Origin of the sequence: Amycolatopsis sp. NPDC047767, from assembly GCF_040704195.1 — a bacterium.
Classification (GTDB): domain Bacteria; phylum Actinomycetota; class Actinomycetes; order Mycobacteriales; family Pseudonocardiaceae; genus Amycolatopsis.
The window spans coordinates 132,152-157,284 of record NZ_JBEYSJ010000006.1 but is presented as its reverse complement, the minus strand read 5'-3'; the positions used below and the strand labels follow the sequence as shown (position 1 = coordinate 157,284).

At 67.9% G+C, this 25,133-nt stretch carries 25 protein-coding genes and 3 pseudogenes; 17 read left to right on the top strand and 11 right to left on the bottom strand.

Annotated features, from left to right (window positions below):
• Positions 1 to 3: 3 nt before the first annotated feature.
• Positions 4 to 732 (bottom strand): class I SAM-dependent methyltransferase, encoded by a 729-nt coding sequence (locus AB0878_RS13670; RefSeq protein WP_366579626.1) that lies wholly within the window; start codon positions 730 to 732, stop codon positions 4 to 6.
• A 128-nt stretch (positions 733 to 860) separates the two neighbouring features.
• Between AB0878_RS13670 and AB0878_RS13665 the strand changes: the two genes are divergently transcribed.
• Positions 861 to 1,742 (top strand): alpha/beta hydrolase, encoded by an 882-nt coding sequence (locus AB0878_RS13665; RefSeq protein ID WP_366579624.1) that lies wholly within the window; start codon positions 861 to 863, stop codon positions 1,740 to 1,742.
• On the opposite strand, the pseudogene AB0878_RS13660 reads toward AB0878_RS13665, so the two are convergent.
• A pseudogene (locus AB0878_RS13660) lies at positions 1,729 to 2,370 on the bottom strand (alpha/beta fold hydrolase); the annotation flags it as partial. The gene AB0878_RS13665 and the pseudogene AB0878_RS13660 sit on opposite strands and share 14 nt — an antisense overlap.
• A 136-nt stretch (positions 2,371 to 2,506) precedes the next feature.
• On the opposite strand from AB0878_RS13660, the gene AB0878_RS13655 reads away from it, so the two are divergent.
• The gene (locus AB0878_RS13655) at positions 2,507 to 2,968 is read left to right on the top strand and encodes a MarR family transcriptional regulator (protein WP_366579622.1); all 462 of its coding nucleotides are present in this window, start codon (positions 2,507 to 2,509) and stop codon (positions 2,966 to 2,968) included.
• 64 nt (positions 2,969 to 3,032) lie between these two features.
• Positions 3,033 to 4,475 (top strand): FAD-dependent monooxygenase, encoded by a 1,443-nt coding sequence (locus AB0878_RS13650; protein WP_366579620.1) that lies wholly within the window; start codon positions 3,033 to 3,035, stop codon positions 4,473 to 4,475.
• Here AB0878_RS13650 and AB0878_RS13645 read toward each other — a convergent pair.
• Positions 4,472 to 4,960, bottom strand: a complete 489-nt coding sequence (locus AB0878_RS13645) for a RidA family protein (RefSeq protein WP_366579619.1) — start codon at positions 4,958 to 4,960, stop codon at positions 4,472 to 4,474. The genes AB0878_RS13650 and AB0878_RS13645 overlap by 4 nt on opposite strands.
• A gap of 47 nt (positions 4,961 to 5,007) precedes the next feature.
• On the opposite strand from AB0878_RS13645, the gene map reads away from it, so the two are divergent.
• The 4 genes from map to AB0878_RS13625 all read left to right on the top strand — a co-directional run bounded on the left by map (position 5,008) and on the right by AB0878_RS13625 (position 8,441).
• The gene (gene map / locus AB0878_RS13640; protein WP_366579617.1) at positions 5,008 to 5,775 is read left to right on the top strand and encodes a type I methionyl aminopeptidase; all 768 of its coding nucleotides are present in this window, start codon (positions 5,008 to 5,010) and stop codon (positions 5,773 to 5,775) included.
• Between the two features lie 16 nt (positions 5,776 to 5,791).
• Complete coding sequence (locus tag AB0878_RS13635) at positions 5,792 to 6,301, top strand: GNAT family N-acetyltransferase (protein WP_366579615.1); 510 nt, start codon at positions 5,792 to 5,794, stop codon at positions 6,299 to 6,301.
• A 97-nt stretch (positions 6,302 to 6,398) separates the two neighbouring features.
• Positions 6,399 to 7,262 carry an SDR family oxidoreductase gene (locus tag AB0878_RS13630; RefSeq protein WP_366579613.1) on the top strand — a complete coding sequence of 288 codons (864 nt, stop codon included), beginning with the start codon at positions 6,399 to 6,401 and terminating at the stop codon, positions 7,260 to 7,262.
• A gap of 126 nt (positions 7,263 to 7,388) precedes the next feature.
• A complete protein-coding gene (locus tag AB0878_RS13625; protein WP_366579611.1) occupies positions 7,389 to 8,441 on the top strand; it encodes an alpha/beta fold hydrolase in 1,053 nt (350 codons plus the stop codon).
• 55 nt (positions 8,442 to 8,496) lie between these two features.
• On the opposite strand, the gene AB0878_RS13620 is transcribed toward AB0878_RS13625, so the two are convergent.
• Entirely contained in the window at positions 8,497 to 8,916 is a 420-nt protein-coding gene (locus tag AB0878_RS13620) for a hypothetical protein (protein WP_366579609.1), read from the bottom strand.
• An 890-nt stretch (positions 8,917 to 9,806) separates the two neighbouring features.
• Here AB0878_RS13620 and AB0878_RS13615 point away from each other — a divergent pair.
• The 4 genes from AB0878_RS13615 (at position 9,807) to AB0878_RS13600 (ending at position 12,404) form a co-directional block, all read left to right on the top strand.
• Complete coding sequence (locus tag AB0878_RS13615; protein WP_366579607.1) at positions 9,807 to 10,052, top strand: hypothetical protein; 246 nt, start codon at positions 9,807 to 9,809, stop codon at positions 10,050 to 10,052.
• Positions 10,053 to 10,064: 12 nt separating this feature from the next.
• A complete protein-coding gene (locus tag AB0878_RS13610; RefSeq protein WP_366579606.1) occupies positions 10,065 to 10,511 on the top strand; it encodes a hypothetical protein in 447 nt (148 codons plus the stop codon).
• A 12-nt stretch (positions 10,512 to 10,523) separates the two neighbouring features.
• Positions 10,524 to 11,498, top strand: coding sequence for an AIPR family protein (locus AB0878_RS13605; protein WP_366579960.1), 975 nt, complete (start codon positions 10,524 to 10,526; stop codon positions 11,496 to 11,498).
• Between the two features lie 72 nt (positions 11,499 to 11,570).
• Positions 11,571 to 12,404: an alpha/beta hydrolase gene (locus AB0878_RS13600; RefSeq protein WP_366579604.1), complete on the top strand. Its 834-nt coding sequence runs from the start codon at positions 11,571 to 11,573 to the stop codon at positions 12,402 to 12,404.
• A 9-nt stretch (positions 12,405 to 12,413) separates the two neighbouring features.
• Here the strand turns inward: AB0878_RS13600 and AB0878_RS13595 are convergent, their stop codons facing one another.
• On the bottom strand, positions 12,414 to 12,764 hold the full coding sequence (locus tag AB0878_RS13595) for a VOC family protein (RefSeq protein ID WP_366579602.1): 351 nt from the start codon (positions 12,762 to 12,764) through the stop codon (positions 12,414 to 12,416).
• Between the two features lie 173 nt (positions 12,765 to 12,937).
• On the opposite strand from AB0878_RS13595, the pseudogene AB0878_RS13590 reads away from it, so the two are divergent.
• The 3 genes and pseudogenes from AB0878_RS13590 to AB0878_RS13580 form a co-directional block, all read left to right on the top strand.
• Positions 12,938 to 13,612, top strand: a pseudogene (locus tag AB0878_RS13590) (IS1634 family transposase); the annotation flags it as partial.
• Between the two features lie 11 nt (positions 13,613 to 13,623).
• Positions 13,624 to 13,782, top strand: a pseudogene (locus AB0878_RS13585) (helix-turn-helix domain-containing protein); the annotation flags it as partial.
• Positions 13,782 to 15,032, top strand: coding sequence for a site-specific integrase (locus tag AB0878_RS13580; RefSeq protein WP_366579600.1), 1,251 nt, complete (start codon positions 13,782 to 13,784; stop codon positions 15,030 to 15,032). The pseudogene AB0878_RS13585 and the gene AB0878_RS13580, both read left to right, overlap by 1 nt.
• A gap of 90 nt (positions 15,033 to 15,122) precedes the next feature.
• Here AB0878_RS13580 and AB0878_RS13575 read toward each other — a convergent pair whose 3' ends face one another.
• Positions 15,123 to 16,325, bottom strand: coding sequence for an acyl-CoA dehydrogenase family protein (locus tag AB0878_RS13575; protein WP_366579598.1), 1,203 nt, complete (start codon positions 16,323 to 16,325; stop codon positions 15,123 to 15,125).
• A gap of 12 nt (positions 16,326 to 16,337) precedes the next feature.
• The gene (locus AB0878_RS13570; protein WP_366579958.1) at positions 16,338 to 17,633 is read right to left on the bottom strand and encodes an acyl-CoA dehydrogenase family protein; all 1,296 of its coding nucleotides are present in this window, start codon (positions 17,631 to 17,633) and stop codon (positions 16,338 to 16,340) included.
• A 254-nt stretch (positions 17,634 to 17,887) separates the two neighbouring features.
• On the opposite strand from AB0878_RS13570, the gene AB0878_RS13565 reads away from it, so the two are divergent.
• Positions 17,888 to 18,409 (top strand): EF-hand domain-containing protein, encoded by a 522-nt coding sequence (locus tag AB0878_RS13565; protein WP_366579597.1) that lies wholly within the window; start codon positions 17,888 to 17,890, stop codon positions 18,407 to 18,409.
• 3 nt (positions 18,410 to 18,412) lie between these two features.
• On the opposite strand, the gene AB0878_RS13560 is transcribed toward AB0878_RS13565, so the two are convergent.
• The 4 genes from AB0878_RS13560 to AB0878_RS13545 all read right to left on the bottom strand — a co-directional run bounded on the left by AB0878_RS13560 (position 18,413) and on the right by AB0878_RS13545 (position 21,580).
• Positions 18,413 to 19,615 (bottom strand): low temperature requirement protein A, encoded by a 1,203-nt coding sequence (locus AB0878_RS13560; RefSeq protein ID WP_366579596.1) that lies wholly within the window; start codon positions 19,613 to 19,615, stop codon positions 18,413 to 18,415.
• 58 nt (positions 19,616 to 19,673) lie between these two features.
• Positions 19,674 to 20,060 (bottom strand): hypothetical protein, encoded by a 387-nt coding sequence (locus AB0878_RS13555; protein ID WP_366579594.1) that lies wholly within the window; start codon positions 20,058 to 20,060, stop codon positions 19,674 to 19,676.
• 82 nt (positions 20,061 to 20,142) lie between these two features.
• On the bottom strand, positions 20,143 to 20,319 hold the full coding sequence (locus AB0878_RS13550) for a hypothetical protein (protein WP_366579592.1): 177 nt from the start codon (positions 20,317 to 20,319) through the stop codon (positions 20,143 to 20,145).
• An 88-nt stretch (positions 20,320 to 20,407) separates the two neighbouring features.
• Positions 20,408 to 21,580 carry a TetR/AcrR family transcriptional regulator gene (locus AB0878_RS13545; RefSeq protein WP_366579590.1) on the bottom strand — a complete coding sequence of 391 codons (1,173 nt, stop codon included), beginning with the start codon at positions 21,578 to 21,580 and terminating at the stop codon, positions 20,408 to 20,410.
• A 159-nt stretch (positions 21,581 to 21,739) separates the two neighbouring features.
• Here AB0878_RS13545 and AB0878_RS13540 point away from each other — a divergent pair, with 159 nt between their 5' ends.
• Both AB0878_RS13540 and AB0878_RS13535 read left to right on the top strand, forming a co-directional pair.
• Positions 21,740 to 22,951, top strand: a complete 1,212-nt coding sequence (locus AB0878_RS13540) for an acetyl-CoA C-acetyltransferase (RefSeq protein WP_360594468.1) — start codon at positions 21,740 to 21,742, stop codon at positions 22,949 to 22,951.
• 9 nt (positions 22,952 to 22,960) lie between these two features.
• Entirely contained in the window at positions 22,961 to 25,132 is a 2,172-nt protein-coding gene (locus AB0878_RS13535) for a 3-hydroxyacyl-CoA dehydrogenase NAD-binding domain-containing protein (protein ID WP_366579588.1), read from the top strand.
• Position 25,133: the final 1 nt, after the last annotated feature.

Genomic DNA, 25,133 nt, shown 5'->3' with positions numbered 1-25,133 from the left:
CGCTTACCGAGCGGTCAGCACGAAGAACAGGAAACTCGGGCTGATCGTGAGCAGCCGGTAGTCCTCGGGCCACAGCTCGCGGGCTTCCGGTGCGGGCATGGGTTCGCTGAGCACGGAGATCTCGAAGCCCGCCGCGGTGAAGGCCGCGGTCATGGCGTGCAGTGGCCGGATCCAGAACGACATCGGGATGGTTTGCTCACCGAACGTCCAGTCTTCGGTCCACCTGTAGGTTTCGAAGTAGTTGGTCTTGAGGCCGTCCAGGCGCTGCAGCGCGTGGATCGCGAACGGGTGGTCGACCGAGATCAACAGCCGACCGCCCGGTTTGAGGATGCGCTTCAGCTCGGCGAGTGACGGGCCCCAGTCCTCCAGGTAGTGCAGCACGAGGGACGCAATGACGTCGTCGAACGCGTTGTCGGCGTAGGGCAGCGGCTCGGCCAGATCGGCGACGCGCAGGTCGGCTTCGGGGCCGAGGCGGCGGCGGGCCAGCTCCAGCATGCCGGCGCTGAGGTCGAACCCGGACATGATCGCGCCGCGGTCGCGCAGCATCGCGGACAGGGGGCCGGCCCCGCAGCCGGCGTCGAGGATCCGTCTCCCCGCGACGTCTCCGGCGAGCTCCAGCATCGCGGGCTGCTCGTAGTAGGCGTTCTGGATGCCGCCCTCGTTCTGGGCCGCGTATGCCTCGGCGAAGCTGTCGTAGTGGTTGTCCGGCAGGGTGTGGTTGTCCGGGGTCATGCGACCGATCATGGCAGAAAACGCCGGACCGCCGGTCGATCCCCTTTCACCATAACCCGGGTGGCAAGCCGGAAACATCGGTCTTCGGAGCGATGTTTCCGCGCCGCCGAATGATTATTGTGGTCGGCATGTCTGAGGAACTCGCGCTGAACGTCGGCCCGTCCGGAATCGAGCTGGCGTACGAATGCTTCGGTGATCCTGGAATGCCGCCGGTCGTGCTGATCATGGGCGGTGGCGCGCAGATGATCAATTGGCCTGAGGAGTTCTGCCGGGAACTGGTGGACCGCGGCCTGTACGTGATCCGCTTCGACAACCGCGATTCCGGCCGGTCTACGCATTTCGACGACGCGCCCGTGCCGGATTTCGCAGCCGTTCTCGCGGGGGATTTCGCGACGGCGTCCTACACGCTGTCGGATCTCGCGGGTGACACGGTCGGCCTGCTCGATCTGCTCGGGCTGGAAAGCGCGCACCTCGTCGGAGCGTCGCTCGGCGGGATGATCGCGCAGATGGTCGCCATCGAGCACCCCGATCGGGTGCGGACGCTGACGTCGATCATGTCCACGACCGGCGCCCCGGAGGTGGGCGCGCCCGACCCGTCGATCCTGGTCGAGATGGGACAGCCGCCGAGCGAGCGGGAGGCGTTCGTGGCGTGGCAGGTGCGCGCGTCGGGGATCACGGGGTCACCGGGGTTCGAGTTCGACGAGGATGCCATTGCCGAGCGAGCGGGGCGGACGTTCGACCGGGGCTACCCCGCGCTGGGCATGCCGCGGCAGGCCGTCGCCGTGGTGGCGTCGGGCGACCGCACGGACCGGCTGCGGCGGCTGGACGTGCCCACCCTGGTCATCCACGGCGACGCCGACCGCATGTGCGACCTCAGCGGCGGCCGCGCCACGGCGGCGGCCATACCCGGCGCGGAGCTCGTGGTGGTGCCCGGCATGGGGCACAGCCTGCCGCGCGAGTTGTGGGCGGACTTTGCGACGAGGATCGCCGCGCTGGTCAAGACGCGATGACCGCGGCGAGTTCCCGAGGCGCGGTGCGCTGCGCGAAGTGCTGCTGACCGTCCAGCACCCGCACCTGCGCGCCGAGCCGCGCGGCGTAGTGGCGCACACCGTCGGCCATCCGGGCCGGGCTGGCGCCACCCAGCACGAACCGGGCCGGCACGGAGACCTCGGGTAACCCCGCCTCGACGATCGCCGCGTCGTACGCAGTGGTGTGGGCGAGCGCAAGATCTTCTTGCCACTGCGGGGTTTTCCGCATCGACGCGACCACGTCGGCCGGCATCCCCACCGCCTCTGCGCGGAAGGAGGTCAACGCGCCGTCGAGATCACCGGCGTCGACCAGTGCCCGCAGCCGCTGGGCGACACCCGCCGTGACCACTGGTGGCGGCTCATACGCGACCACCCGCCGCACCACGTCCGGCCGCACCGCCGCCGCCCGCAATGCCAGCAGCGCCCCCGACGAATGCCCGGCCACCACGGCATCACCGCCGGCCGCAACCGCCGTGGCGACGACGTCGGCGACCTCGTCCGCCACCTCCGACCCGGCCCGATCGCCGCTGCCCCCACGCCCGCGGCGGTCCAGTGCGTACACCGTGAACTCGTCGCCGAGGAACGGCACCACCGCGCCCCATGCCCTGCGGTCGCCCCCCGGCGCCGCCGACCAGCACCAGTGGTGGGCCGGAGCCGGTGCGTTCGACGGCGAGCCGCACGCCGTCGGGGGAGGTCAGCGTCAAGAGCGCCATAACGTCAGGGTACCTGACGATTAGACTCGACGCATGACGCCACGTCGATCCCTTGCCGAAACCCCCAGCTCAGGCCAGGGTCCGCTGCTCGGTCCGCTCGCGCGCCGGATGACGCGCTGGTTCGAGGACGGCATCCTCACGGAGCTGGCCGCGCGCGGCGAGGCGCGGCTGACGATGACGCAGATCGACATCGTCGCGAAGCTCGACGCCGAGGGCATCACGATCGCGGAGCTGGCGCGTCGCGCGGGGGTGGCGCGGCAGTCGGCGCACCAGGCGGTCGGTGAGCTGACCAGGGCGGGGCTGGTGCGCGTGGACCCGGACCCGGCGTCGGCGCGCAACAAGCTCGTCCGGCCGACGGAGGCCGGCGTCGCGCGGCTGAACTTGGCGCGCGAAGTGCTCGAAGACCTCGAACGCAAACTCGGCGAACGCGTGGGCGCGCGCCGGCTGGAGCAACTGCGGGCCGCACTGGACCTCGACTGGGAGGCCATCGACTGAATCTCTCGAACCGGGCCACCTCCGAGGATTATCGTCAGGTAACCTGACAGCGGAGGTGGGGGTCATGGACGAGGTGCTGGTCGCCGGCGCGGGCCCGGTGGGGCTGCTGGCCGCGATCGAGCTGCGGCGCCGCGACGTGCCGGTGAGGATCGTCGACGCGGCCGCTGGGCCGGCGCGCATCAGCCGCGCGCTGGGCAACCTGGGGCGCACGATGGAGATCTACGACGAGCTCGGCGTGCTCGACGAGCTGCTCGCGAACGGCGTGCGCGTCACGAAGTTCGTGCGGCACCTCGCCGGCCAAGAGCCACTTGCGTACGGCATCGGCTACAGCGAAGTGCCTTCGCGCTTCCCGTTCGTGCTGTTGGTCGACCAGTGCGTCACCGAGCGCGTGCTGCGCGAACGTCTCGCGAAGCTGGGCACGCGCGTCGAATGGTCGACGCGGCTGGAATCCCTGACACAGGACGCCGACGCCGTTCGCACCGTGCTCGTCCGTGACGGCACCAGGGAAACCGTGTCCACGCCGTGGCTCGTCGGCTGCGACGGCGCGCACAGCGTCGTGCGCAAGCAGCTGGGAATCCCGCTGCGCGGCGAGTCCGGCCACACGTGGCTGGTCGTCGACGCGGAGGTCGAGAGCGCTCTCGACCCCGTCGCCATGCACTGGCTTTCGGCCGACGACGCCGCGATGCTCGCGTTCCCCCTGCCCGAGCCGGCGCGCTGGCGCCTGACCGACACCGCGTGGACCGCCGGCGGCGTCGAGACTCCGGGCGCCGTCGCCGAACGCTTCCGCGGCCGCCTCGCCGCGGCGACGGGCGCCCGGGCGCGGGTGCGCATCCGCGACTGGATCAACCCGTTCACCATCCAGCAGCGCGCGGTGCCGGCCATGCGGTCCGGCCGCTGCTTCGTCGCGGGCGACGCCGCCCACGTCCACAGCCCGGCCGGCGGCCAGGGCATGAACACCGGGCTGCAGGACGCGTTCAACCTGGGCTGGAAACTCGCGGCCGTCTGCGCGGGCGAGGCCGGCGTGGCCCTGCTGGACACGTACTCTCGCGAACGCGTCCCGGTCGGTACCGCGCTGCTCGACGCCACCGCGATGATCACCGACTACGTGATGCACGGCGACTTCTCCGATCAGTCCGGAGTGGACGGTGCGGGCCGCGAGATCATCGGTAGCACGCAGGCACTCGCTTCGCGCTACGCCGACAGCCCGCTCACCACGCCCGGTCCGGGAGTTCCGGCACCCGGCGAGCGCGTCACCCGTGTCGATCCTCCAGGTGCGACGACGCCCGGCTGGCGCGACTTCCTCGACCGGCTGCGTGATCCGCGCTGGCTGCTTGTCCACCGCGCCACCGTGCGTCACTCGGCGCTCGGGATGACGGCCTGCCCCGTGGCTGAATCGGTGGCCGATGACCTGCAACTCGACGACGGCTGGCTGCTCGTGCGCCCCGACGGCTACGTCGCCGCCCGTGGCACCGGGACTCCCGCGCGATTCGGGTACGCCGGCGCTTAGTCGATCGCCACTTCCGCCTCGATCTCCACCGGAATGCCGAACGGCAGCTCCGCGAGGCCGACCGCCGAGCGCGCGTGGTCGCCCGCGTCCGCGCCCCACAGCTGCACGATGAGATCGGAGAACCCGTTGACCACGGCGGGGGTGCGGGCGAACCCCGGCGCGGTGTTGACCATGCCGAACACGCGCAGCCACGCCGTGACGCGGTCGAGGTCGCCGAGCGCGAGCTTCAGCGAGCTGAGCACCGCGAGCGCGGTCAGGCGGGCGGCCGCGTACGCCTGCTCCTCGGTGACCTCGGTGACCTCGGCGCCGACCTTGCCGAACGGGCCGGCGAGCGACCCGTCGGGCAGCAGTGGGCCGTGGCCCGAAACGAACGCGCGGTCCCGGAAGACGCGGACCCACGGGAAGGAGAGTGTGACGCCGGGCGGCGGGGTCATCGGCTCCGGCAGCCGGAGGCCGAGCTCGGCCAGGCGGGTTTCGATGTGCACAGCGGCAGCCTACGGACCTGGATAGTAATACCGGTATAGTTATCCGCATGGTGGAGCTGAAGACCGCGACCGAGCTCGCGGTGATGCGGGAGGCGGGCCGCGTGGTGGCCCGGGCGCTGGCGGCCGTGCGGGAGTCCGCGGACATCGGCGTGTCGCTGGCCGAGCTGGACGCCGTTGCCGCGCAAGTGATGGCCGACGCGGGGGCGAAGCCGTCGTTCCTCGGCTACCACCCGAACTGGGCGCCGACGCCGTACCCGGGCGTGATCTGCACGAGCGTGAACGACGCCATCGTCCACGGCATCCCCGGCCGGTACCGCCTGCGCGACGGCGACCTGGTGAGCATCGACTGCGGCGCGGCCATCGACAGCTGGCACGGCGACGCCGCCGTGAGCTTCGTCGTCGGCGCCGAGGACCCGGCCGACCTCGCCCTGATCGCGGCGACGGACCAGGCGCTCGCGGCCGGCATCGCGGCGGCGCAGCCGGGCGCGAAGATGGGTGACATCTCCGCTGCCATCGCCACGATCGGCCGCGCCGCGGGCTACGGCGTCACCGAAGACCACGGCGGCCACGGCATCGGCCGCGCGATGCACGAGGACCCGCCGGTGCCCAACGACGGCCGCCCCGGCCGCGGCCTGCGCCTGCGGCCCGGCCTCGTCCTCGCCCTCGAGCCGATGTTCACCCGCGGCGGCCGCGACGACTACCGGCACGCCGACGACGGCTGGACCGTCCACACCACCGACGGCACCCGCGCGTCGCACTCGGAGCACACCGTCGCGATCACCGAGGCCGGGCCGGTGGTCCTGACGCTGCCCTAGGGGTACAACGTCGGGGATGGGGACGTTCACGATCCGCCCGGGCGAGCCCGGCGACGCCGACACGTTGCTGCGCTTCTTCGACGAGGCCGTCGAGTGGCTGGTGGCGCGCGGCAGCGCCGGGCAGTGGGGTGATCGGCCGTGGAGCGGCATTCCGCACCGGGCCTCGCGCGTGGCCGACATGACGAAGGAGCCGGGCCTGCGCCTCGCGGAGGTGGACGGGGAGCCCGCGGGGGCGCTGATCGTTCAGGACGAATGCCCGAAGCACGTGCCGCCGGCCGGGGAGCGGGAGCTGTACATCGGGCTGCTCATCACGTCGCGCCGGTTCGCGGGGCATCGCGTGGGTGCGCGGCTGCTGGAGTACGCGCTGGCGGAGGCCTGGAAACGCGGCATCGGCCTGGTGCGCGTCGACTGCTGGGCCGGCGGAGACGGCGAGCTGCAGCGCTACTACGAGGGCCAAGGCTTCACGCCGACGGTCCGCTTCGACGTCGACGGCTGGATCGGTCAGGTCTTCGAGCAACGCCCCTGATCGGGGCAGTCGACTGGCGCTCGGCGCCACGCCGGGGCACCATATTGACACGACGCCAACAGTGTTCCGTCTCCGTCGACGCAGGAGGAGCCCCGTCATGGCCAAGCAGCCGTGTTCGCTCGCCGGGAAGGTCATCGTCATCACCGGTGGCGCGCAGGGCATCGGGGCCGCCACGGCCACCGCGCTCAAGCGGCTCGGCGCGCGGGTGGTGCTGGGCGATCTCGACCACGTCCGCGCGGAGAAGACGGCCGGTGAGCTGGGGCCCGAAGCCGTCGCACTGCCGCTGGACGTCACCGACACCCGAGCGTTCACCGAGTTCCTCGACGAGGTCGAACGCCAGGTCGGGCCCATCGACGTGCTGATCAACAACGCCGGCATCATGCCGCTCGCGCCGCTCGACGAGGAGGACGACGCGGCCACGCGCCGGATGCTGGAGATCAACCTGCACGCCGTCATCCACGGCACGCGCGAAGCCGTGAAGCGGATGAAGCCGCGGGGGACCGGGCACATCGTGAACGTCGCTTCGATGGCCGGGAAGTCCGGGTTCCCGGGCGCGGCCACGTACTGCGCGACCAAGCACGCCGTGGTCGGCCTGTCGGAGGCGGTGCACCTGGAGCTGCGCGGCACGGGCGTGTCGGTGTCCTGTGTGATGCCGGCGGTCGTGCGCACGGAGCTGGCGTCGGGGCTCGGCGAGGCGAAGTTCATCAAGTCGGTGGGCCCCGAAGACGTCGCCGCGGCGATCGCGGATGCCCTGAAATACCCGAAGTTCGATGTTTTCGTGCCGAAATCCCTGGATTTCACGGGCCGGATCACGCGGCTGTTCCCGCGTGCGTTCGGCGAATGGTTCGTCCGCGCGCTCGGCGGCGATCAGCTGCTGGCTTCGGCCGCGCATTCCCCGGCCCGGGCGGAATACGAGTCCCGCGCTGCTCAGAGCGCTCCGGCTGCCGACTCGGGGAACTAGCTTCCCGGTCACCGGGCACTGTCCGAAATGGACGTGCTTGCCGGGTGCTTGCAAGTGTGGCGGTGTTGATGCCGCCCGCGGCCCCGGGCAAGATTGCCTCCGAGAGGTCGAGCTCAGGAGGCACGCATGGTTTCACCCACGGCACGGCTGGCCGCAGCGGCGTCGAACGTCGTGGGGAAGGTGCTGCACGGTGGCGTCGCCGACCTGCGCCCGATGCCGCGGGTGCTCATCGACCAGGGTCCGAACCGCTCGTTGTACCGGATGACCCACAGCGGCGCGCCGGTGTCGGGGCCGCCGATCCTGCTCGTGCCGCCGCTGGCCGCGCCCGCGCTGTGCTTCGACCTGCGCCGCGGCTGCAGCCTGATCGAGCACCTCGTGGAGGCCGGGCGCAACGTCTACCTCGTCGACTACGGCAACGTGGCGTTCTCCGACCGGCGCCTCGGCATCGAGCACTGGATCGACGAGGTGCTGCCGCGCGCGATCCGCAAGGTGAGCGAAGACGCGGGTGGTGAGGGCGTGCACCTGGTGTCGTGGTCGCTGGGCGGGATCTTCTCGCTGCTGGTGAACGCCGACCAGCCGGAGCTGCCGATCGAGTCCGTCACCGCCATCGCGTCGCCGGTCGACTTCGCGGCGATCCCGATCGTCGCGCCGTTCCGCCCGCTCGTCGACCTCACCGGCGGTCACCTGCTCACGCCGGTCTACCGCGCGTTCGGCGGCGCACCGTCCTATTTGGTCAGCCGCGTGTTCCGCGCGACGGGCATCAGCAAGGAGATCACGAAACCCATCGCGATCCTCAAGAACCTCGACGACCGCGACTACCTCGCGCAGATCGAGGCCGTGGACCACTTCATGGACAACATGTACGCATACCCGGGCCGCACGTTCGGGCAGCTCTACCACCGCCTGTTCCGTACCAACGACCTCGCCGAGGGCACCGTCGACCTCAACGGGCGCAAGATCAGCCTGGCCGACGTGAAGGCCCCGGTGCTCGTCGTCGCGGGCGAGAACGACACGATCGCCCCGCAGCCTTCGGTGGAACGCGTGGTGCGGCTGCTGGAGAACGCGCCGGAGGTGCGCTTCCGTACCGCACCCGGCGGCCACCTCGGTGTGCTCACCGGGCGCAAGGCGCGGGGCAACACGTGGACTTATCTGGACGAGTTCCTCGACGATCGCATCTGACGGCGTTGGGAAGCGGGCCACCCGGGGACTCCGAGTGGCCCGCTTTGCGTTGCCGTCAGATGGCGGGCGCGGGGCCGCGCTGGGCGGTGATCCACGCGCGGACGTCCTTGTGCAGCAGGCCGCGCAGCGCGAGGGCGGCGAACACGATCGGCAGGATGCCGGTCACGCCGGAACTGATGATGGTCACGATTCCGTTGATCACGACGATCGCCTCGACCACGATCGCCGTGACCCACGGCCACTGCTTGCCCGATTGCAGCGTGATCGCGCAGACGGCGAGGACCACCGCCATCAGGATGTTGATCACGATGATCACGACCAGCAGGCCCGCGACTCCGGTGTCGCCGACCGACGCGGCGGCCGCGGCGACCAGGAGCAGGAGGGAGCCCAGCACGTTGAAGGCGACCTGGATCCACATGAAGATCCGCGCCTGCCCCAGGCCCTTCGGCGGGCCGTAAACCCCAGGGTTCGTCATGCGGGGAAGGCTAGGGCAAAGGTGCGGAAAACGATCGTTCGGAGATCAATCCGATATTCTGCACCTTGGCCGCAAATTGCCGGACGAGTTGGGGAAAAACTCACTTGAGTGCGAAGAGTGCCTTTTGAATGCGCCGAGGGCGCCGCTGTAGCACGCTTCGGCGCCGGCGCCGCTCATGTCCCGCCACGGCACTTCGGAGTTCCTCGGGCACTTCCACGGGTCTACTTCAGCTGCGCCGACGTCTTCCCCAGCACCCGACGAGCCACGATCAGCTGCTGAATCTGCTGCGTCCCCTCGAAAATGTCCAGGATTTCTCAGCCCGATCTTGCCGACCTCGCGATCTTGGCCGTAAACGGCCTCTGAGCTGCGCTGATGCGTCTCGTTAATTCTCGTCGTCTGTCGCTGCTCCCTGGCCTCTGACGGCCTGGAGACGGCCTGGCGACCAGCCACACCTACCCCTGCATCCCGATACGAGGCCAAGCACGCGGCCGGTGGTGCCGGGTCAAGACACGCTTCACCGTCTTGACGCGGTGCTACCGGCCGTTGTCACGATCCGGCGTCGGGATGGAGGTCTCCCACGACGGTGCGTAACGGAGATCGAGTCACGAACGACTGGTCCGTCACTACCGCATGTAGAGGGAGGTCGACGTTGGCTCAGGGGACACGTGTGCCGCCGCCGCGCGGTGCTGCGCCAGGTGCCCCGCTGGCGGCCGCACCGCCCGGCCGGCGGGCGAAGCGGAGCGGCAGCCCGCCGTGTCGGAAGCGGATGCGGCCGCCAAGGCGAGGGGCTACGTAGGCGACAGGCGCGCCGCCAGCGGCGGCGCGCCCTTGATCCTGTAGAGGTAAATTCGGCAGTAGGCGGCGTCTGCTGAACGCAGAGAGGATGGGAATTGAGCAAGGTTCACGTGCGACACATCAAGGCTGCGCTGGTTCGTGACTTCGATCAGCTTATCGACATGTCTGACTATGCGAAGGCTAGCGACGAGCAGCGAGAGAAGGTGTTTTGTAAGAGAGCCTTGGCGGCATTCGCGCTTCAGCGGTTTGCGGATGTTGATCAGGTGCAGGCTGCAAGCTGTGTGGTCGACGGAAGTAATGACAACGGAATCGACGCCATCTACCTCGATCAGGCTAATTAAAAAGTAATAATTGTGCAGTCCAAGTGGGATTCTAATGGTACGGCAACTATAGGGCTGGGTGACTCTAGCAACTTCGTTTCCGGCTTCAAAGACCTAACTGACGAACGGTTTGACAGGTTCAACGATAAAATCGCTCGCCAGAAGGATCTCATAAGTGAAGCTCTAGGGGATCCAAGTGTTCGCTTTGTTCTGGTTGTAGCCACGACAGGTGCAAGTACACTTAACCCTGTCGTTCAGAATGTATTTGACGACACGCTTGAAGAGTTGAATAACCCCATTCCACTGGTGGACTTCCAGGTTCTAGGTCTGACTGAGTTTCATGCGCTGGTTTCTGAAGGGCTAGACGGGGGATCTGTAGACCTATCTGCAACCGTTGAGCACTGGGGAACTGTAACTGAGCCATACGAGGCATTCTATGGTGTAGTCGACGCGAAGACGGTGGGCGATTGGTATGCGTGATACGGAGATAAACTGTTCGCGCAGAATATTCGCGGATCGCTAGGTGCGACTGGGGTAAACAACGACCTTCGGGACACTCTTACTCGGGGGCCTGAGCATTTCTGGTACTTCAATAATGGTATCACTGTTCTTTGTCAAAAGATCGAAAAATCAGCGCGTGGAGCCACCACGCGAAACTATGGAGAATTCTCGCTATTCGGCGCGAGTGTAGTAAATGGTGCGCAGACGGTTGCAAGTATTCACAGGGCGTTGAAGGACTCAGAAGCTGCTGAAAATGCACGCGTATGGATCCGGTTCATCTCACTGGAAGCTTGTCCGCCGGAATTAGCGAAGGAAGTTACAAGGGCAACTAATACTCAGAATTCTGTTGAGGCCAGCGACTTCGTAGCTCTGGACCCTGAGCAAGCTAGGCTGCGTGTAGAGATGCTTCTTTCGTGCAGCAAAATCTATGCGATCAAGCGAGGTGACCAACCGCCAGATCAGGCTACGGGGTGCACGGTTTACGAAGCAACGGTTGCGCTCGCGTGCGCGTATCCGGACCCGTCGTTGGCGGTTCTTGCGAAAAGTGCCGTAGGACGTCTGTGGGAGTCAACGGACAGGGCGCCATATAAATCGCTTTTCAATTCCGGGGTCAGCGCGTTCAGGATTTGGCGTACCGTTGAAGTACTGCGTTCGGTTGATTCTGTGCTGAATCGTTTGCGTTACAGAAAAGAGGGACGAGAAAAGTCTATTGTCGTGCAAGGTAATAGAATAGTTGCACATCTAGTGTTTCATATGCTCGATATGAGCGAGGTGGATGATCCGGATCTCGATTGGTCGAAGATTTTAGACACCGTGCCAAAGCTTACGCTATCGATCGTAAAGATGCTGACTGAACGCGTAGAATCGATGTATGCCAACAACTACATTACTAGCCTGTTCAAGAATGCGTCTAGATGCAAAGACTTGGTTGGCAAGATCACTAAACAACTGGAGGCTTTGCAGTAAGAAAAACGTTGGGTAGCTGTCGCGCAATGGCGCAATACCTGACTTGGCTCAAGATCGCTGATCTTGGGTAGGGTGCTGGCTGTTGAGCTGCGGTTTCGTCGTGTGAACGGCGAAAATCTGCGCACTAAGCGGCCGGTTCTAGGGGTCTGCCCATCGCTTCCCGGTTACGGCTTCAGCGACAAGCCGGCCGCGCCGGGGTGGGGGATCGAGCGGATATCCGACGCGTGGTGCGAGCTGATGGCCCGGCTCGGCTACCGGCGGTTCGGCGCCCAGGGCAGCGACTGGGGCACCAGCATCGCCACGAGCATCGGTCAACGGCAACCCGATCGGGTCGCCGGCATCCATCTCATGCCGCCGCTCGCACCGCCCGATCCGGCCACGTTGGACGACCTCACCGGTGCCGAGCGGGCGGCGCTCGCGACACTGCGGGAGGCGGACGAATGGGGCTCCGGATACTCGGCGCAGCAGTCGACCCGGCCGCAGACGGTCGGCTACGGGCTGGTCGACTCGCCGGCCGCCCTCTGCGCCTGGGTCGTCGAGAAGTTCTGGTCGTGGACCGACTCCGGTGGCGACCTGCATCGGGTTATTACCCGGGATGAGCTGCTCGACAACCTGATGCTCTACTGGCTGCCCGGCACCGGTGCCTCATCCGCCTGGCTGTACTGGGAAAGCCTCCGGCAGGTCAACGAATGGATCTCCGGGTCGGCCGGCGCGCCGGTGACCGTACCCACCGACTGTTCGGTCTTCCCCAAGGAGCTGCAGCGCGCGTCTCGGCGGTGGGCGGAGCGCCGGTTCCCGAACATCCGGTACTGGAACGAGCCCGGCAAGGGCGGCCACTTCGCGGCGTCCGAGCAGCCGGCGTTGTTCGTCGACGAGGTCCGGTCATTCTTCCGGCTGGTCCGCTGATGGTCACCCCTACTCGGTAAGCGGCTGACTAAAGATCAACAAGTGCCCATCGGGTGTTCGTACGTTGAAGTCGCGCATCCCGTAGGGCCGGTCAGCCAGTGGCTCGACGATGTCGGCGCCGCGGGCGCGCAGCTCGTCGTGGCAGGAATCGACGTCGTCGACGACAACCGTCACCCTGGCCGGGCCGACGCTGCTTTCGGCGTACAGGTGGAACTCGGCGGTGTCGCGGATCACGGCCGCGTAGCTAGGTGGGGTCTCCCAGGTGAATATGGTGTCGAATCCGAGCACGTCCGTGAAGTACGACCGCGCTGCCTGCACATCTCGGCACGGCAGCACGGGAACCGCCACCCGCATGACCATTCCGTCACCTTACCTGACTTTGGCTCAAGATCGCTGACCTTGGGTCAGGGTGCCGGCTGTTGAGCTGCGGTTTCGTCGTGTGAACGGCGAAATCTGCGCACTAAGCGGCCGGTTCTAGGCTGTCTCTCGTGGCGTATGTGCGCACGGTGAAGACGGCGTCGGGGGCCAGGGCGGTGCAGATCGTGCACTCCTCGCGTCGCGGGTCGCGGGACATCGAGCACATCGGCTCGGCGCATGACGATGCGGCGTTGGAGGCGCTCAAGGCGGTGGCGAGGCAGCGTCTGGCTGTGGGGCAGCCCGAGCTCGACTTTGGCCCGGACTTCGCGGCGTTGCAGGCCGGCAGTGGTGCTGGTGGTGGGCCGCTTGCGATCACGTCGTCGCGGATGGGGTACCTGTGGGACGCGCTCGGCCACGCCTACCAGCTGTTGGAGTTCGAGGAGGCCGCTGGTGGTGACGAGGTGTTCCGATTACTGGTGCTGGCACGGATCGTCGAGCCGACCAGCAAGCTGGACAGTCTCCGGGTGGTCGAGGAGGCAGGTTTCGACCCGCCGGCGTACGCGACTCTCAAGCGGCGTCTGCCCGCGTTCGCGAAAGAGTCCTGGCGGCAGAAGTCGGCCGCGGCGTGCGCCCGCACCGCTGATCTGGGGCCGGCGTCACTGGTTCTCTACGATGTGTCCACCTTGTACTTCGAGACCGATGCCGGGGACGGGTTCCGTGAGCCCGGGTTCTCCAAAGAACGCCGCCTGGAGCCGCAGATCACGATCGGGCTGCTCACCGACGCAAGCGGGTTTCCGTTGATGGTTAACGCGTTCGAGGGCAATCGGGGCGAGACCACTACGATGCTGCCGACCATCCGTTCTGGACCGTCGAGGACGTCTCCGACTACCTCGGGGTCCCGGTGAAGACGCTCTACCAGTGGAAATGGCGCGGTGAGGGCCCGCCGGTGAAGAAGATCGGTCGGCACCTGCGCTATGACCCGGCCAAGCTGCGCGCCTGGGTCGACGCGGAGGCGGCCTGATGGGGCACATTCAAGACCGTTGGTTTCGCCCCGCGCGGGATGCGGTGACCGGGAAGGTCATCCTCAACGCGCGGGGCAAGCCCGTCATGGAACGGTCCGAGCTGTACGGCGTTGGGCTGCGGTACAAGGTCCGCTACCTCGACCCGGACAACAACGAACGCTCGAAGTCGTTCGCGGACAAGCAAAAGAAGCGCGCTGAGGACTCCCTCATCGGCGTCGAATCCGACAAGCGCGAAGACAAGTACATCGATCCGCGGGCCTCGATGACGACGTTCCGTCAGCAGGCGGAGAGCTGGGTGAAGAGCCAGTCTCCGGACCCGGGCACGCGGTCGACCATCCTCAGTCGACTCGAAAGCCAGATCTACCCCGTCTTCGAGACCAAGAAGGTCGGGCAGATCAAGCCGTCGACCATTCGTGACTGGGTCGGCTCGATGGAAGAGCGGAAGCTCTCGGACAACTATCAGGCGGTCTTGTTCAACACCGTCTCCGGCGTGATGGATTCGGCCGTGGACGACCGCCGGATTCGTGAGAACCCGTGCCACGCGAAGACCGTAAGGCGACCGGTCGCGAGTAGCCCGCCGATCGTCGTATGGCTGGAGGAACGTGTTCAGGCCGTGCGCTCGGGGCTCGCGGACCGGTTCAAGATCGCCGTCCCGCTCGGTGCCGGGTTCGGCCTGCGGCAGGGTGAGATTTCGGGTTTCTCACCCGATGACGTCAACCGGACGGCGATGACCGTGCGGATTCGTCGGCAGATCAAGACGGTCAGGAGTGTGATGATGTTCGCGCTCCCCAAGGGGGGCAAGGAGCGAACTATCCCGCTCTCGGCCGCCATGCTGGCCGAGATCGACGATCACGAGGACCGGTTTTCGTCCGTGGCCGTCACGCTGCCCTGGCAGAGCGCCGACGGCGATCCGGTGACGGCGCGGCTGCTGATGACCGGCGAAGGTGGCCGGCTGTACTCCGGAGACCTGTTCACGAAGGTTGTATGGCACGGAGCGTTCCGGGCTGCCGGGGTCAAGTACCGAGGTCGCGGGGACGGGATGCACGCACTCCGTCACTTCTACGCGTCGACGCTCCAGGCCCGTGCGGTCTCGATCGCGGAACTGGCCGAATACCTTGGGCACACGGACCCGGGCTTCACGCTCCGGACGTACACGCACCTCGTTCCGTCGAGCCACCAGCGGGCGCGGGAGGCCGTCGATGCGGTGTTCGGACAGCCTGCCCTCGATGACGGCCTGGAGGCGGCCTGATCATGAAATCGGTCCCCGCCGACGCGAGAGCCGCCCGGTCGCAGTGCCCCGAAAAGAGCAAGCGATCGGGCGGCTTTCGTTACGTCACAACTACTTCAGCTCGGCGGAGGACTTCCCCAGGATTCGGCGAGCGACGATCAACTGCTGAATCTGCTGCGTCCCCTCGAAGATGTCCAGGATTTTCGCGTCCCGGGCCCACTTCTCCAGCAAGGATTCCTCCGTGTACCCGTAAGCCCCCGCCAGCTCGACGCACTTCAGGGTCACGTCGACGACCGTCCGGCCGGCCTTGGCCTTCGCCATGGAGGCCTGCAGGGAGTTGGGCTTGCGGTTGTCCGCCATCCACGCGGATTGCAGCGTCAGGAGGTAGGCGGATTCGAAGTCGGCCTCCAGTTCGAGCCAGGTGGCGGCGGCCGGGTGCTGCGGGGGGCGGTCGTAGTCGATGGTGACGCCGGCCGAGGTCAGGATGCGGCGGGTTTCCTCCAGCGCGGCGCGGGCGACGCCCACCGCCATGGCCGCGACCAAGGGGCGGGTGTTGTCGAACGTCTGCATGACGCCCGCGAAGCCCTTGGCGGTGTCGATGTCCGGCGTGCCCAGCAGGTTTTCGCGGGGGACGCGGCAGTTCTCGAAGCGCAGCACGGCCGTGTCGGACGCGCGGATGCCCAGTTTGTGTTCCACGCGAACGACTTCGAAGCCCGGGGTGCCCTTCTCGACCACAAAGGACTTGATCGCGGCGCGGCCCTTCGAACGGTCCAAAGTGGCCCAGACGACCACGGCATCCGCGCGCTGGCCCGAAGTCACGAAGATCTTCTCGCCGTTGAGCACGTAGTCGTCGCCGTCGAGGACGGCGGTGGTGGTGATGGCGGCGGAGTCGGAGCCGCAGTCCGGTTCGGTGATGGCCATGGCGGCCCACAGGCCGGAGAACCGTTCGAGCTGCTCGTCCGTCGCGACGGAGCTGATGGCCGCGTTGCCGAGGCCCTGGCGGGGCATGGAAAGCAAGAGCCCGACGTCGCCCCAGCACATTTCGATGGTGCCGAGGACGACGTTGAGGTTGGCGCCGTTGCGGTTGCCCTTGGCGGTGTCCGGAGCGGACCGGCGCACGCCCGCCGCGCCGGCGCCGCCTTCGCCGGAGGAGTTGAGGCCGTCGAGCAGCGCGGCGAACATGTCGAGCTCGGCGGGGTAGGTGTGCTCGGCGCGGTCGTACTTGCGCGAGATCGGCCGGAACACTTCGGCCGCGGCCTGGTACGCCTGGTTGATCAGCGCGCCGGCCTTCTTCGGAACTTCGAGGTTGATCATCGAAAAGCCTTTCTAGAGGAGGACGGCGCCTTCCATCACGCCGATCGCTCGCAAGTCCCGGTACCAGCGCTCCACGGGGTGTTCCTTCACGAAGCCGTGCCCGCCCAGCAGCTGCACGCCCGCGTTGCCGATGCGCATGCCCTTGTCCACGGCCAGCTTGCGCGCCAGCGCGGCCTCCCGCGCGTAGTCCTTGCCCTGCTCGGCCCGCGCCGCCGCGCGCAGCGTGACCAGGCGCAGGCCCTCCAGCTCGATGGCGATGTCGGCGACGGAGAACGCCACCGCCTGCCGGTGGCTGATCGGCTCGCCGAACGCGGTGCGTTCGTTCACGTACGGCACCACGTAGTCGAGCACGGCCTTCGCCGTCCCGGCCGCGAGCGCCGCCCAGCCCAGCCGCGAGAGGCGCACGACCTCGGTGAACACGTCGGCCTTCCCGCCGCCGAGCAACGCACCCGCCGGCAGCGCGACCTTCTCCAGGTGCAGCTTGCCGGTCGCGGCGCCGCGCAGGCCCATCGCGGGCTCGGCCTCCACCGTGACGCCCGCCGACGACGATTCCACGAGGAACAGCGCCGGGCCGCGGCCTTCGAGATCGGCCGAGACGAGGAACAGCTCGGCCTCCGCCGCGCGCGGGACCAGCGACTTCACGCCGTCGAGCTGGTAGCCCTTCGGCGTGCGCTTGGCCTTGGTGGCGGGCTTGAACGGGTCGAACAGCGGCGTGCGCTCCAGCAGCGCCAGCGCCGCGGCCGGCACCTGGTCACCGGCGAACGCGGGCACGTAGTCGGCCTGCTGCTGCTCGTCGCCCCAGGCCACGAGCGCCGTGCTCACCGCGGACGGCGCCAGCACGGCCACGGCCAGCCCCATGTCGCCGTGCGCGAGGGCCTCGGCGACGAGCGCGTTGGTGACCACGGAACGTTCCGTGCCCGCGCCGCCCAGCTCCTCGGGGATGCTCAGGACGCTGATGCCCAGCTCCGCCGCCCGCGTGAGCAGGCCTTCGGGCGCCGCGAGCTTGGCGTCGGCGTCCGCGGCGGCGGGCCGCAGCTGCTCGGCGGCGAACTCGGTGACCGTTTCGGCGATGAGCTGCTGGTCTTCGCTCGGTGTGAGGTCGAACAGCCCGGTGTCGGTCGTCGGTGCGAGCCGCGCGGGTTTGCCCAGCCGTCGCATCGACTTGAACGACCGCGTGGCCGCCCCCGCCGCGCGGAAACCGTTGCGGGTGCCCGCTTTGACCAGGTTCTGCACGGGCCCGCGCAGCCCGGCCCCGTCGATCACGCCGCTCCCGGCCAGCCGGGTGAGCGCGGCCAGGCCGAAGCCCATCGCGTCTCGTTTCCTCGCCGCAGCCATGTGGCCTCTCCCTCAGGTTACCTACTCACGAGTAGGTTAGCACGGGCCGGGCGGCTTCGCGTGGCGGTGCGTCACCGGCGGTGGATCGAACGGCCGAACTGCTGCGCTTCTCCGGTGAATTCGCCCGGTGACGGCAATTGCACTCTTTAGTGTGGAAACGGTTTCATGGTTACCTGGGTCTCGGCACACTTCGATGTGGAATTTTCGCCGGAATGATGTGGGGAGTCATGGCCGTCACTGCCGAAGATCGGACCAAGGTTGTTTTCGAATTGTTCGACGTTGATCACAACGGATACCTCGAGGAGAGCGATTTCGCGGCGATGTCCACCCGCGTGGAGCAGGTGGCGGACGGCTCGAGCGATGCCGCGAAGGCCGCGTTGAGCGCCTCTTTCAGCAAGTGGTGGACCACCGTCGAGCGCGAACTCGATGCCAACCGCGACGGCAAGGTGAGCTACGACGAGTTCACCGCGTGCGTCCTCTCGCCCGAAAAGTTCGACGACACCGTCACCGACTTCGCCGACGCCCTCTCCGCCCTCGGCGACCCCGACGGCGACGGCCTCATCGAACGCCCGCTTTTCACCGCTTTGATGCTCGCCATCGGATTCAACCCGGCCAACGTCGACGCATTGTTTGATTTTTTCCAACCCAATTCCGAAGACCGGATCACCGTCCGCGTCTGGCGCGACGGCATCGTGGAGTACTACCACCCGACGAAATCCGATGTCGCCGGGAACTACCTGGTCCCCTGACGGTCATTGCGGCGGCAGGGGCACCTGCCGCCGCACCCAGGCCATCCGCTCGAACGCGACCAGCCCCAGCACCGCCACGGCCGCGGTGACCACCGCGGCCGCCGCGGGCGCGTGCTCCAGCAGCGGCGTGACCCCGAGCAGCACGGCGGCGAGCACGAGGCGCTGGATGTTCCAGCTGCCGACGTTCCGCCGCCGCAACGCGCTCAGTGCCACGAGGTACAGCGCGAGCCCACCGGTGAGCGTCCACATGGGCACGCCGTGCAGTGCTTCGCCGGGTGTGTGGTGCGCGGTGTCGGACAGGTAGAGGAACGCCTTCTTCAGACCCAGCGCCACGAGCACGATCCCCGCGATCAGGGGCAGGTGCAGGAACGTGTACGAGTCCGTCGCGAGCTTCGTGCGCTCCACGCCTGTCGCTCCCGCAAGCCGGTGCTCGGCGACGCGCGCGACCACGTCGAAGTACGTCCACCACATGCCCGCCGCGAGCGCGATCCCGCACAGCGCGCAGCCGGCGATCAGCCACGTCATGGGCACCGGCCCGATGCCGATCCCGATCGCCACGATCGACTCGCCGAGCGCGATGATCACGATCAGCCCGAACCGCTCCGCGAAATGCGCCGGCGAGTTGAGCCGCCAGCCGGCGGGGCCGGAGAAGTAGACGTTCAGGTAGTCCACGGTCAGCGCGACCACCCACAGCACCAGCTGCCACGGCCCGTTCAGGAACGCCGCCAGCACCAGCAACCCGATGCTCGGCACCAGCCCGCGCAACATCCGCAGCAGCACGCGTTGCAGCTCCGGGTCGTGCCGAGCAGCGCCCAGGTACGCGACCTCGTGCAGCACCCGCACGATCGCGTAACACCCGACGAACAGCAACGGCCCGTCCAGTCCGCCCGGCCGGTCCGTGAACGCTTCGGGCACCGTGAGCGAGAGCAGGAACATCACGCCCATCGCCCCGAACATCGCGAGCCGCGCGATGCCGTGGTCCACATGGATCGTCGTGCCGAGCCACGCGTAGCAGCACCAGCACCACCACAGCGCCGCCAGCACCAACAGCCCCTCGACGACCCCGAGGGGGCTCAGGTGGTCGGCCATCAGCTGGGTCGTCTGCGTGATCGCGTACACGAACACGAGGTCGAAGAACAGCTCGAGCGTCGACACTCGATGTCCCTCGTCCGCCGTGACCAGATGCAGCCTTCGTCCAGTGGGCACTCGGCATGCTCGCACGCCGAAGCGGCAACGGGCAGCGATTTCGCCCAGGACGGATATTTCAGGGGAGCTTCAGGACGTCCCGCGTGCCGGGCGGCGGAGTGGTGGTGCCAGCAGCCCTCACCGCGACTTCCGTCAAGTGGTAGAGGTCGACCCAATACCGGCCGTTCTGGAGCCACGTGGCGCCGGCGGCGAGCCAGACGTTGCTGAAGATCTTGTAGATGAGCCAACCGCCGCCGAGGGCGAGAACCCAGAAGAACGCCAGACCCGGCTTTTGCACCCGGCCGACACCGCCGCTGTTCGCGGTCGGCAACCCGAGAACGATCAGCGCCGTGACGACCCCGGCCCAGAGCGCACTCTTCGGCGTCTCCTGCCGCCATTCGAGCGCCGGCCCTCGTCCGTCCGGGGTCGGCGGGTGACTGCGCGGTTTTCGGTCGACCGGTGTCACGTCGGCGCCCCGAAACTCCGGGGCGCCCGCGGCGGCCGCGGCTCGCCCGTGGAGACGTCCGGCTGTGGAGGCAGCGGGCTCGTCACGGCTGGAAAATACTGGAGAAGAAGTGGCCGACGGCCTTGCCGGCGTTCTCCACGCCGTGGCCGATGTCTTGCGCGGTGTCGCCCGCCCCATGGGAGATCTCGGGCCAGTGGTTCACCACTTCGCCGACCCCGTACGCCACACCCACCCCGATTCCGACCGCCGCCAGAGTCACCGGGCCGCTTGAAAAGGTGCCGCGACGCTCAGCCCCGATCCGCAAATGTCGTGATAGCAAGCGACTTCGCCCAACAAACCGCAAGAACTCACGGAACCGGGCACTCCAGCACCACATGCAACAGAGCCGTCAACTCCGCCTCCAAATTCGCCCGCCCACTCACCCGGCGCGTCCGAGTCAGATCGTTGGCGATCGTCAACGCCGCATGCACCCGGATCTTCGCCTCGCGGGCCGGTAAAGAAGGCGAGATCGTCCCCAGCAAAGCCACCCACTGATCGACATAATCCCGTTGCACCCGAAGCAAATCGGCCTTGTCGCGGTCCGGCATGGTGACGCGGTCGGCGGTGAAGGACACGAGCAGTTCGGGCGTGTGCAGCAACGTGTGGACGTACGAAGCGGCAAGCCGGCGCAACGCCGAGAGTTCGTCCGGTGCCCGCAGCGCCTGTTCGGCAGCGAGGGCCAGCCGGTCCGCAGCCCGGTGACCGATGGCCGCCATCAAAGCCGCTTTGCTCGGAAAGTGCCGGTACACGCTGGGGCCGGCAATGCCGGCCGCGGCGCCGATGTCCTCCATGCTCACGGCGTGGAAGCCGCGTTCGCCGAACAACGCGGTCGCGGCGGCCAGGACCTGTTCGCGGCGGGAAGGTGTGCCGAGGCCGTCCCGCTCAAGCTCCGCGACGCCCCCGGCGGGGAGTGTGCTGTTCAACACAGCGGTGGCCAGCTCCACCAGCAACGGCACGAACCGGCGGCGGGCCACGGTCGTGTGGTGCACGGCCACGCTGCCGAAGACCGACAGCGCTCCCCAGCACAGGAACTCGGCGTCGTCCACGGCGAGGTCGGGGCGGGTGGCCAGGAGGGCCTTCGTCCACGCGTCGAGCACCGCGCCCGAGCGGTGGCGGATCTCGCGGCGCTCGTCGCGGGGCAGGTGGGGGCCCTCCCAGCGCCACAGGGCGGCGATCTCGCGCCGTTCGACGGCCTGCGTGGCCAGGCCCGTGAGCAGCACTTCCAGCTGGTCAGGCGCGCCCGACAGTGCCGAAGCGGTCACCGCCTCCATGTCGTCGATCCCGGCCAGCACGACGTACGCCAGGATCGCCTGCTTGTCCGCGAAGTGGCGGTACAGCGCCGGCCCCGTGACGCCCGCCGCGGCCGCGATGTCGTTGATGCCGACGCCGTGGAAGCCGCGCGCGCGGAACAGCCCGGCGGCGACCGCGGCGAGCTGGGCCTTGCGGTCGCGGGGGCGCGACCCGCGGGCTGGAGTACTCATGGTGAACCGACGATAGCGCTAATCGGAACACGGGCAACCCATTGACACCATCGGGTTCGCCGGGCTTATGTTAATGGGCATTAGCACCCATGGCCCGGTACGCTCGGCCGTGAGATACACCGAAGTGTCCAACCACGCCGCTGCGCGGAGGAGTGTTCAGTGAGTAGCGAGGCCTACATCTACGAGGCGATGCGCACGCCTCGAGGTAAGAACAAGGGCGGTGCCCTCCACGGCACCAAGCCGCTCGACCTGGTGGTCGGGCTGATCGAAGAGCTCAAGGTCCGCCACCCGAACCTCGACCCGAAGGCGATCGACGACATCGTGCTCGGCGTGGTCTCGCCGGTGGGTGAGCAGGGCGCCGACATCGCGCGCACCGCCGCCCTCGTGTCGGGCCTGCCGGAGACGGTCGCGGGCGTGCAGCTCAACCGCTTCTGCGCGTCGGGCCTGGAGGCCACCAACATCGCGGCCCAGAAGGTGCGCTCGGGCTGGGACCAGCTGATCATCGCCGGCGGCGTCGAATCGATGTCGCGCGTGCCGATGGGTTCCGACGGCGGCGCGCTGTTCATGGACCCGACCACGGCGTACGACGAGTACATCGTCCCGCAGGGCATCGGCGCCGACCTGATCGCGACGATGGAGGGCTTCAGCCGCGAGGACGTCGACCGGTTCGCGGTGCGTTCGCAGGAGAAGGCCGAGGCGGCCTGGTCCGGCGGCTACTTCGCGAAGTCCGTGGTGCCCGTGAAGGACCTCAACGGCGTCACGATCCTCGACCACGACGAGCACCGTCGCCCCGGCAGCACCGTCGAGGGCCTGGCGAAGCTCAAGCCCGCGTTCACCACGATCGGTGACATGGGCGGCTTCGACGCCGTCGCGCTGCAGAAGTACCACCAGGTCGAGAAGATCGACCACGTCCACACGGGCGGCAACTCCTCCGGCATCGTCGACGGCGCGGCCATCGTGCTCGTCGGCAGCGAAGAGGTCGGCAAGACCTTCGGCCTCACGCCGAAGGCGCGCATCGTCGCGACCGCCGCCATCGGCTCGGAGCCGACGATCATGCTCACCGGCCCCACGCCGGCCACGCAGAAGGTGCTCAAGACCGCGGGCCTGACCCCGGACGACATCGACCTGTGGGAGCTCAACGAGGCGTTCGCCTCCGTCGTGCTCAAGTGGATGAAGGACCTGCACCTGCCCGAGGAGAAGGTCAACGTCAACGGCGGCGCCATCGCCATGGGCCACCCGCTCGGCGCCACCGGCGCGATGCTGGTCGGCACCGTGGTCGACGAGCTGGAACGCCGCCAGGCGCGCCGCGCCCTGGTGACCCTGTGCATCGGCGGCGGCATGGGCGTCGCGACCATCATCGAGCGGGTGTGAGGATCCAGAATGGCTGAGAGCAAGACCATCCGCTGGGAGAAGGACGCGGACGGCATCGTCACGCTGACGCTGGACGACCCGAACCAGTCGGCCAACACGATGAACTCCGCGTTCCGCGAGTCGCTCGGCGTGACCGTCGACCGGCTGGAGGCGGAGAAGGACGACATCACCGGTGTCGTGATCACGTCGGCGAAGAAGACGTTCTTCGCCGGTGGCGACCTGCGCGACCTGATCCAGGCCAAGCCGGAGCAGGCCGAGGCGTTCACCGCGTCCAGCACGCTGATGAAGTCGCAGATGCGCCGCATCGAGCAGCTGGGCAAGCCGGTCGTCGCGGCGATCAACGGCGCCGCTCTGGGCGGTGGCCTCGAAATCGCGCTGGCGACGCACCACCGCATCGCGGCCGACGCGAAGGGCAGCCAGATCGGCCTGCCCGAGGTCACGCTGGGCCTGCTGCCCGGTGGCGGCGGCGTCGTGCGCACCGTGCGGCTGCTGGGCATTCAGAGCGCGCTGCTGAACGTGCTGCTGCAGGGCACGCGCCACAAGCCGCGCAAGGCGCTGGAGCTGGGCCTGGTCCACGAGGTCGTGGACACCGTCGAGGAGCTGGTGCCCGCCGCCAAGGCGTGGATCAAGGCCAACCCCGAGGGCGGCGTGCAGCCGTGGGACGTCAAGGGCTACAAGATCCCGGGCGGCACCCCGTCGAACCCGAGCTTCGCGGCGAACCTGCCCGCGTTCCCGGCGAATCTGCGCAAGCAGCTCAAGGGCGCGCCCATGCCGGCGCCGCGCGCGATCCTGGCCGCGGCCATCGAGGGCGCGCAGGTCGACTTCGACACCGCGATCCAGGTCGAGACCCGCTACTTCGTCAGCCTGGCCACCGGTCAGGTCTCGAAGAACATGACGAAGGCGTTCTTCTTCGACCTGCAGTCGATCAACTCGGGCGGCTCGCGTCCGGACGGCTTCGAGAAGTACACCGCTCGCAAGGTGGGTGTCCTGGGTGCCGGGATGATGGGCGCGGCGATCGCCTACGTGTCGGCGAAGGCCGGCATCGACGTCGTGCTCAAGGACGTCTCGCAGGAAGCCGCCGACAAGGGCAAGGGTTACGCCGTCAAGCTGGAGGAGAAGGCCCTCTCGCGCGGCAAGACCACGCAGGAGAAGTCCGACGAGCTGCTGGCCCGGATCAAGCCGACCGCCGACGCGGCCGACTTCGCCGGCGTCGACTTCGTGATCGAGGCCGTGTTCGAGAGCGTCGAGCTCAAGCACAAGGTCTTCGGCGAGATCGAGAGCGTCGTCAACTCCGACGCCGTGCTGGGTTCCAACACCTCGACCCTGCCGATCACCACCCTCGCCGAGGGCGTGAAGCGGACCGAGGACTTCATCGGGATCCACTTCTTCTCGCCCGTGGACAAGATGCCGCTGGTCGAGATCATCTGCGGTGAGAAGACCTCGCCCGCGACGCTGGCGAAGGTCTTCGACTACACCCTGCAGATCAAGAAGACCCCGATCGTCGTCAACGACAGCCGCGGCTTCTTCACCTCGCGCGTGATCGGCACGTTCATCAACGAGGCCGTCGCCGCGCTGGGCGAGGGCGTCGAGCCGGCGTCGATCGAGCAGGCGGGTTCGCAGGCCGGCTACCCGGCGCCGCCGCTGCAGCTGATGGACGAGCTCACGCTCACGCTGCCGCGCAAGATCCGCCTCGAAACGAAGAACGCCGTCGAGGCCGCCGGTGGCACCTGGACGCCGCACGCGTCCGAGGCCGTCATCGACCGCATGCTCGACGAGTACGACCGCAAGGGCCGCTCCACCGGCGCCGGCTTCTACGAGTACGACGAGAACGGCAAGCGCACCGGCCTCTGGCCCGGCCTGCGCGACGCCTTCAAGTCCGGCACCGGCGACGTCCCCTTCGAGGACCTCAAGGAGCGCATGCTCTTCGCCGAGGCCCTGGAAACGGTGAAGTGCTTCGACGAGGGCGTGCTCACCACCGTGGCCGACGCCAACATCGGCTCGATCTTCGGCATCGGCTTCCCCGCGTGGACCGGTGGCGTGATCCAGTACATCAACCAGTACGCCGGCGGCCTGCAGGGCTTCGTCGACCGCTCCCGCGAACTGGCCGCGCGCTACGGCGACCACTTCCTGCCGCCGGAGTCGCTGGTGGCGAAGGCCGCCAAGGGTGAGATCTACGAATAAG

Coding starts and splice junctions, on each gene's coding strand:
- AB0878_RS13670 (WP_366579626.1), bottom strand. CDS start 732: ATGACCCCGGACAACCACACCCTGCCGGACAACCACTACGACAGCTTC.
- AB0878_RS13655 (WP_366579622.1), top strand. CDS start 2,507: ATGACGCCACGTCGATCCCTTGCCGAAACCCCCAGCTCAGGCCAGGGT.
- AB0878_RS13535 (WP_366579588.1), top strand. CDS start 22,961: ATGGCTGAGAGCAAGACCATCCGCTGGGAGAAGGACGCGGACGGCATC.
- AB0878_RS13570 (WP_366579958.1), bottom strand. CDS start 17,633: ATGGGCTTCGGCCTGGCCGCGCTCACCCGGCTGGCCGGGAGCGGCGTG.
- AB0878_RS13625 (WP_366579611.1), top strand. CDS start 7,389: ATGGTTTCACCCACGGCACGGCTGGCCGCAGCGGCGTCGAACGTCGTG.
- map (WP_366579617.1), top strand. CDS start 5,008: ATGGTGGAGCTGAAGACCGCGACCGAGCTCGCGGTGATGCGGGAGGCG.
- AB0878_RS13575 (WP_366579598.1), bottom strand. CDS start 16,325: ATGATCAACCTCGAAGTTCCGAAGAAGGCCGGCGCGCTGATCAACCAG.
- AB0878_RS13650 (WP_366579620.1), top strand. CDS start 3,033: ATGGACGAGGTGCTGGTCGCCGGCGCGGGCCCGGTGGGGCTGCTGGCC.
- AB0878_RS13635 (WP_366579615.1), top strand. CDS start 5,792: ATGGGGACGTTCACGATCCGCCCGGGCGAGCCCGGCGACGCCGACACG.
- AB0878_RS13630 (WP_366579613.1), top strand. CDS start 6,399: ATGGCCAAGCAGCCGTGTTCGCTCGCCGGGAAGGTCATCGTCATCACC.
- AB0878_RS13595 (WP_366579602.1), bottom strand. CDS start 12,764: ATGGTCATGCGGGTGGCGGTTCCCGTGCTGCCGTGCCGAGATGTGCAG.
- AB0878_RS13565 (WP_366579597.1), top strand. CDS start 17,888: ATGGCCGTCACTGCCGAAGATCGGACCAAGGTTGTTTTCGAATTGTTC.
- AB0878_RS13665 (WP_366579624.1), top strand. CDS start 861: ATGTCTGAGGAACTCGCGCTGAACGTCGGCCCGTCCGGAATCGAGCTG.
- AB0878_RS13580 (WP_366579600.1), top strand. CDS start 13,782: ATGGGGCACATTCAAGACCGTTGGTTTCGCCCCGCGCGGGATGCGGTG.
- AB0878_RS13545 (WP_366579590.1), bottom strand. CDS start 21,580: ATGAGTACTCCAGCCCGCGGGTCGCGCCCCCGCGACCGCAAGGCCCAG.
- AB0878_RS13620 (WP_366579609.1), bottom strand. CDS start 8,916: ATGACGAACCCTGGGGTTTACGGCCCGCCGAAGGGCCTGGGGCAGGCG.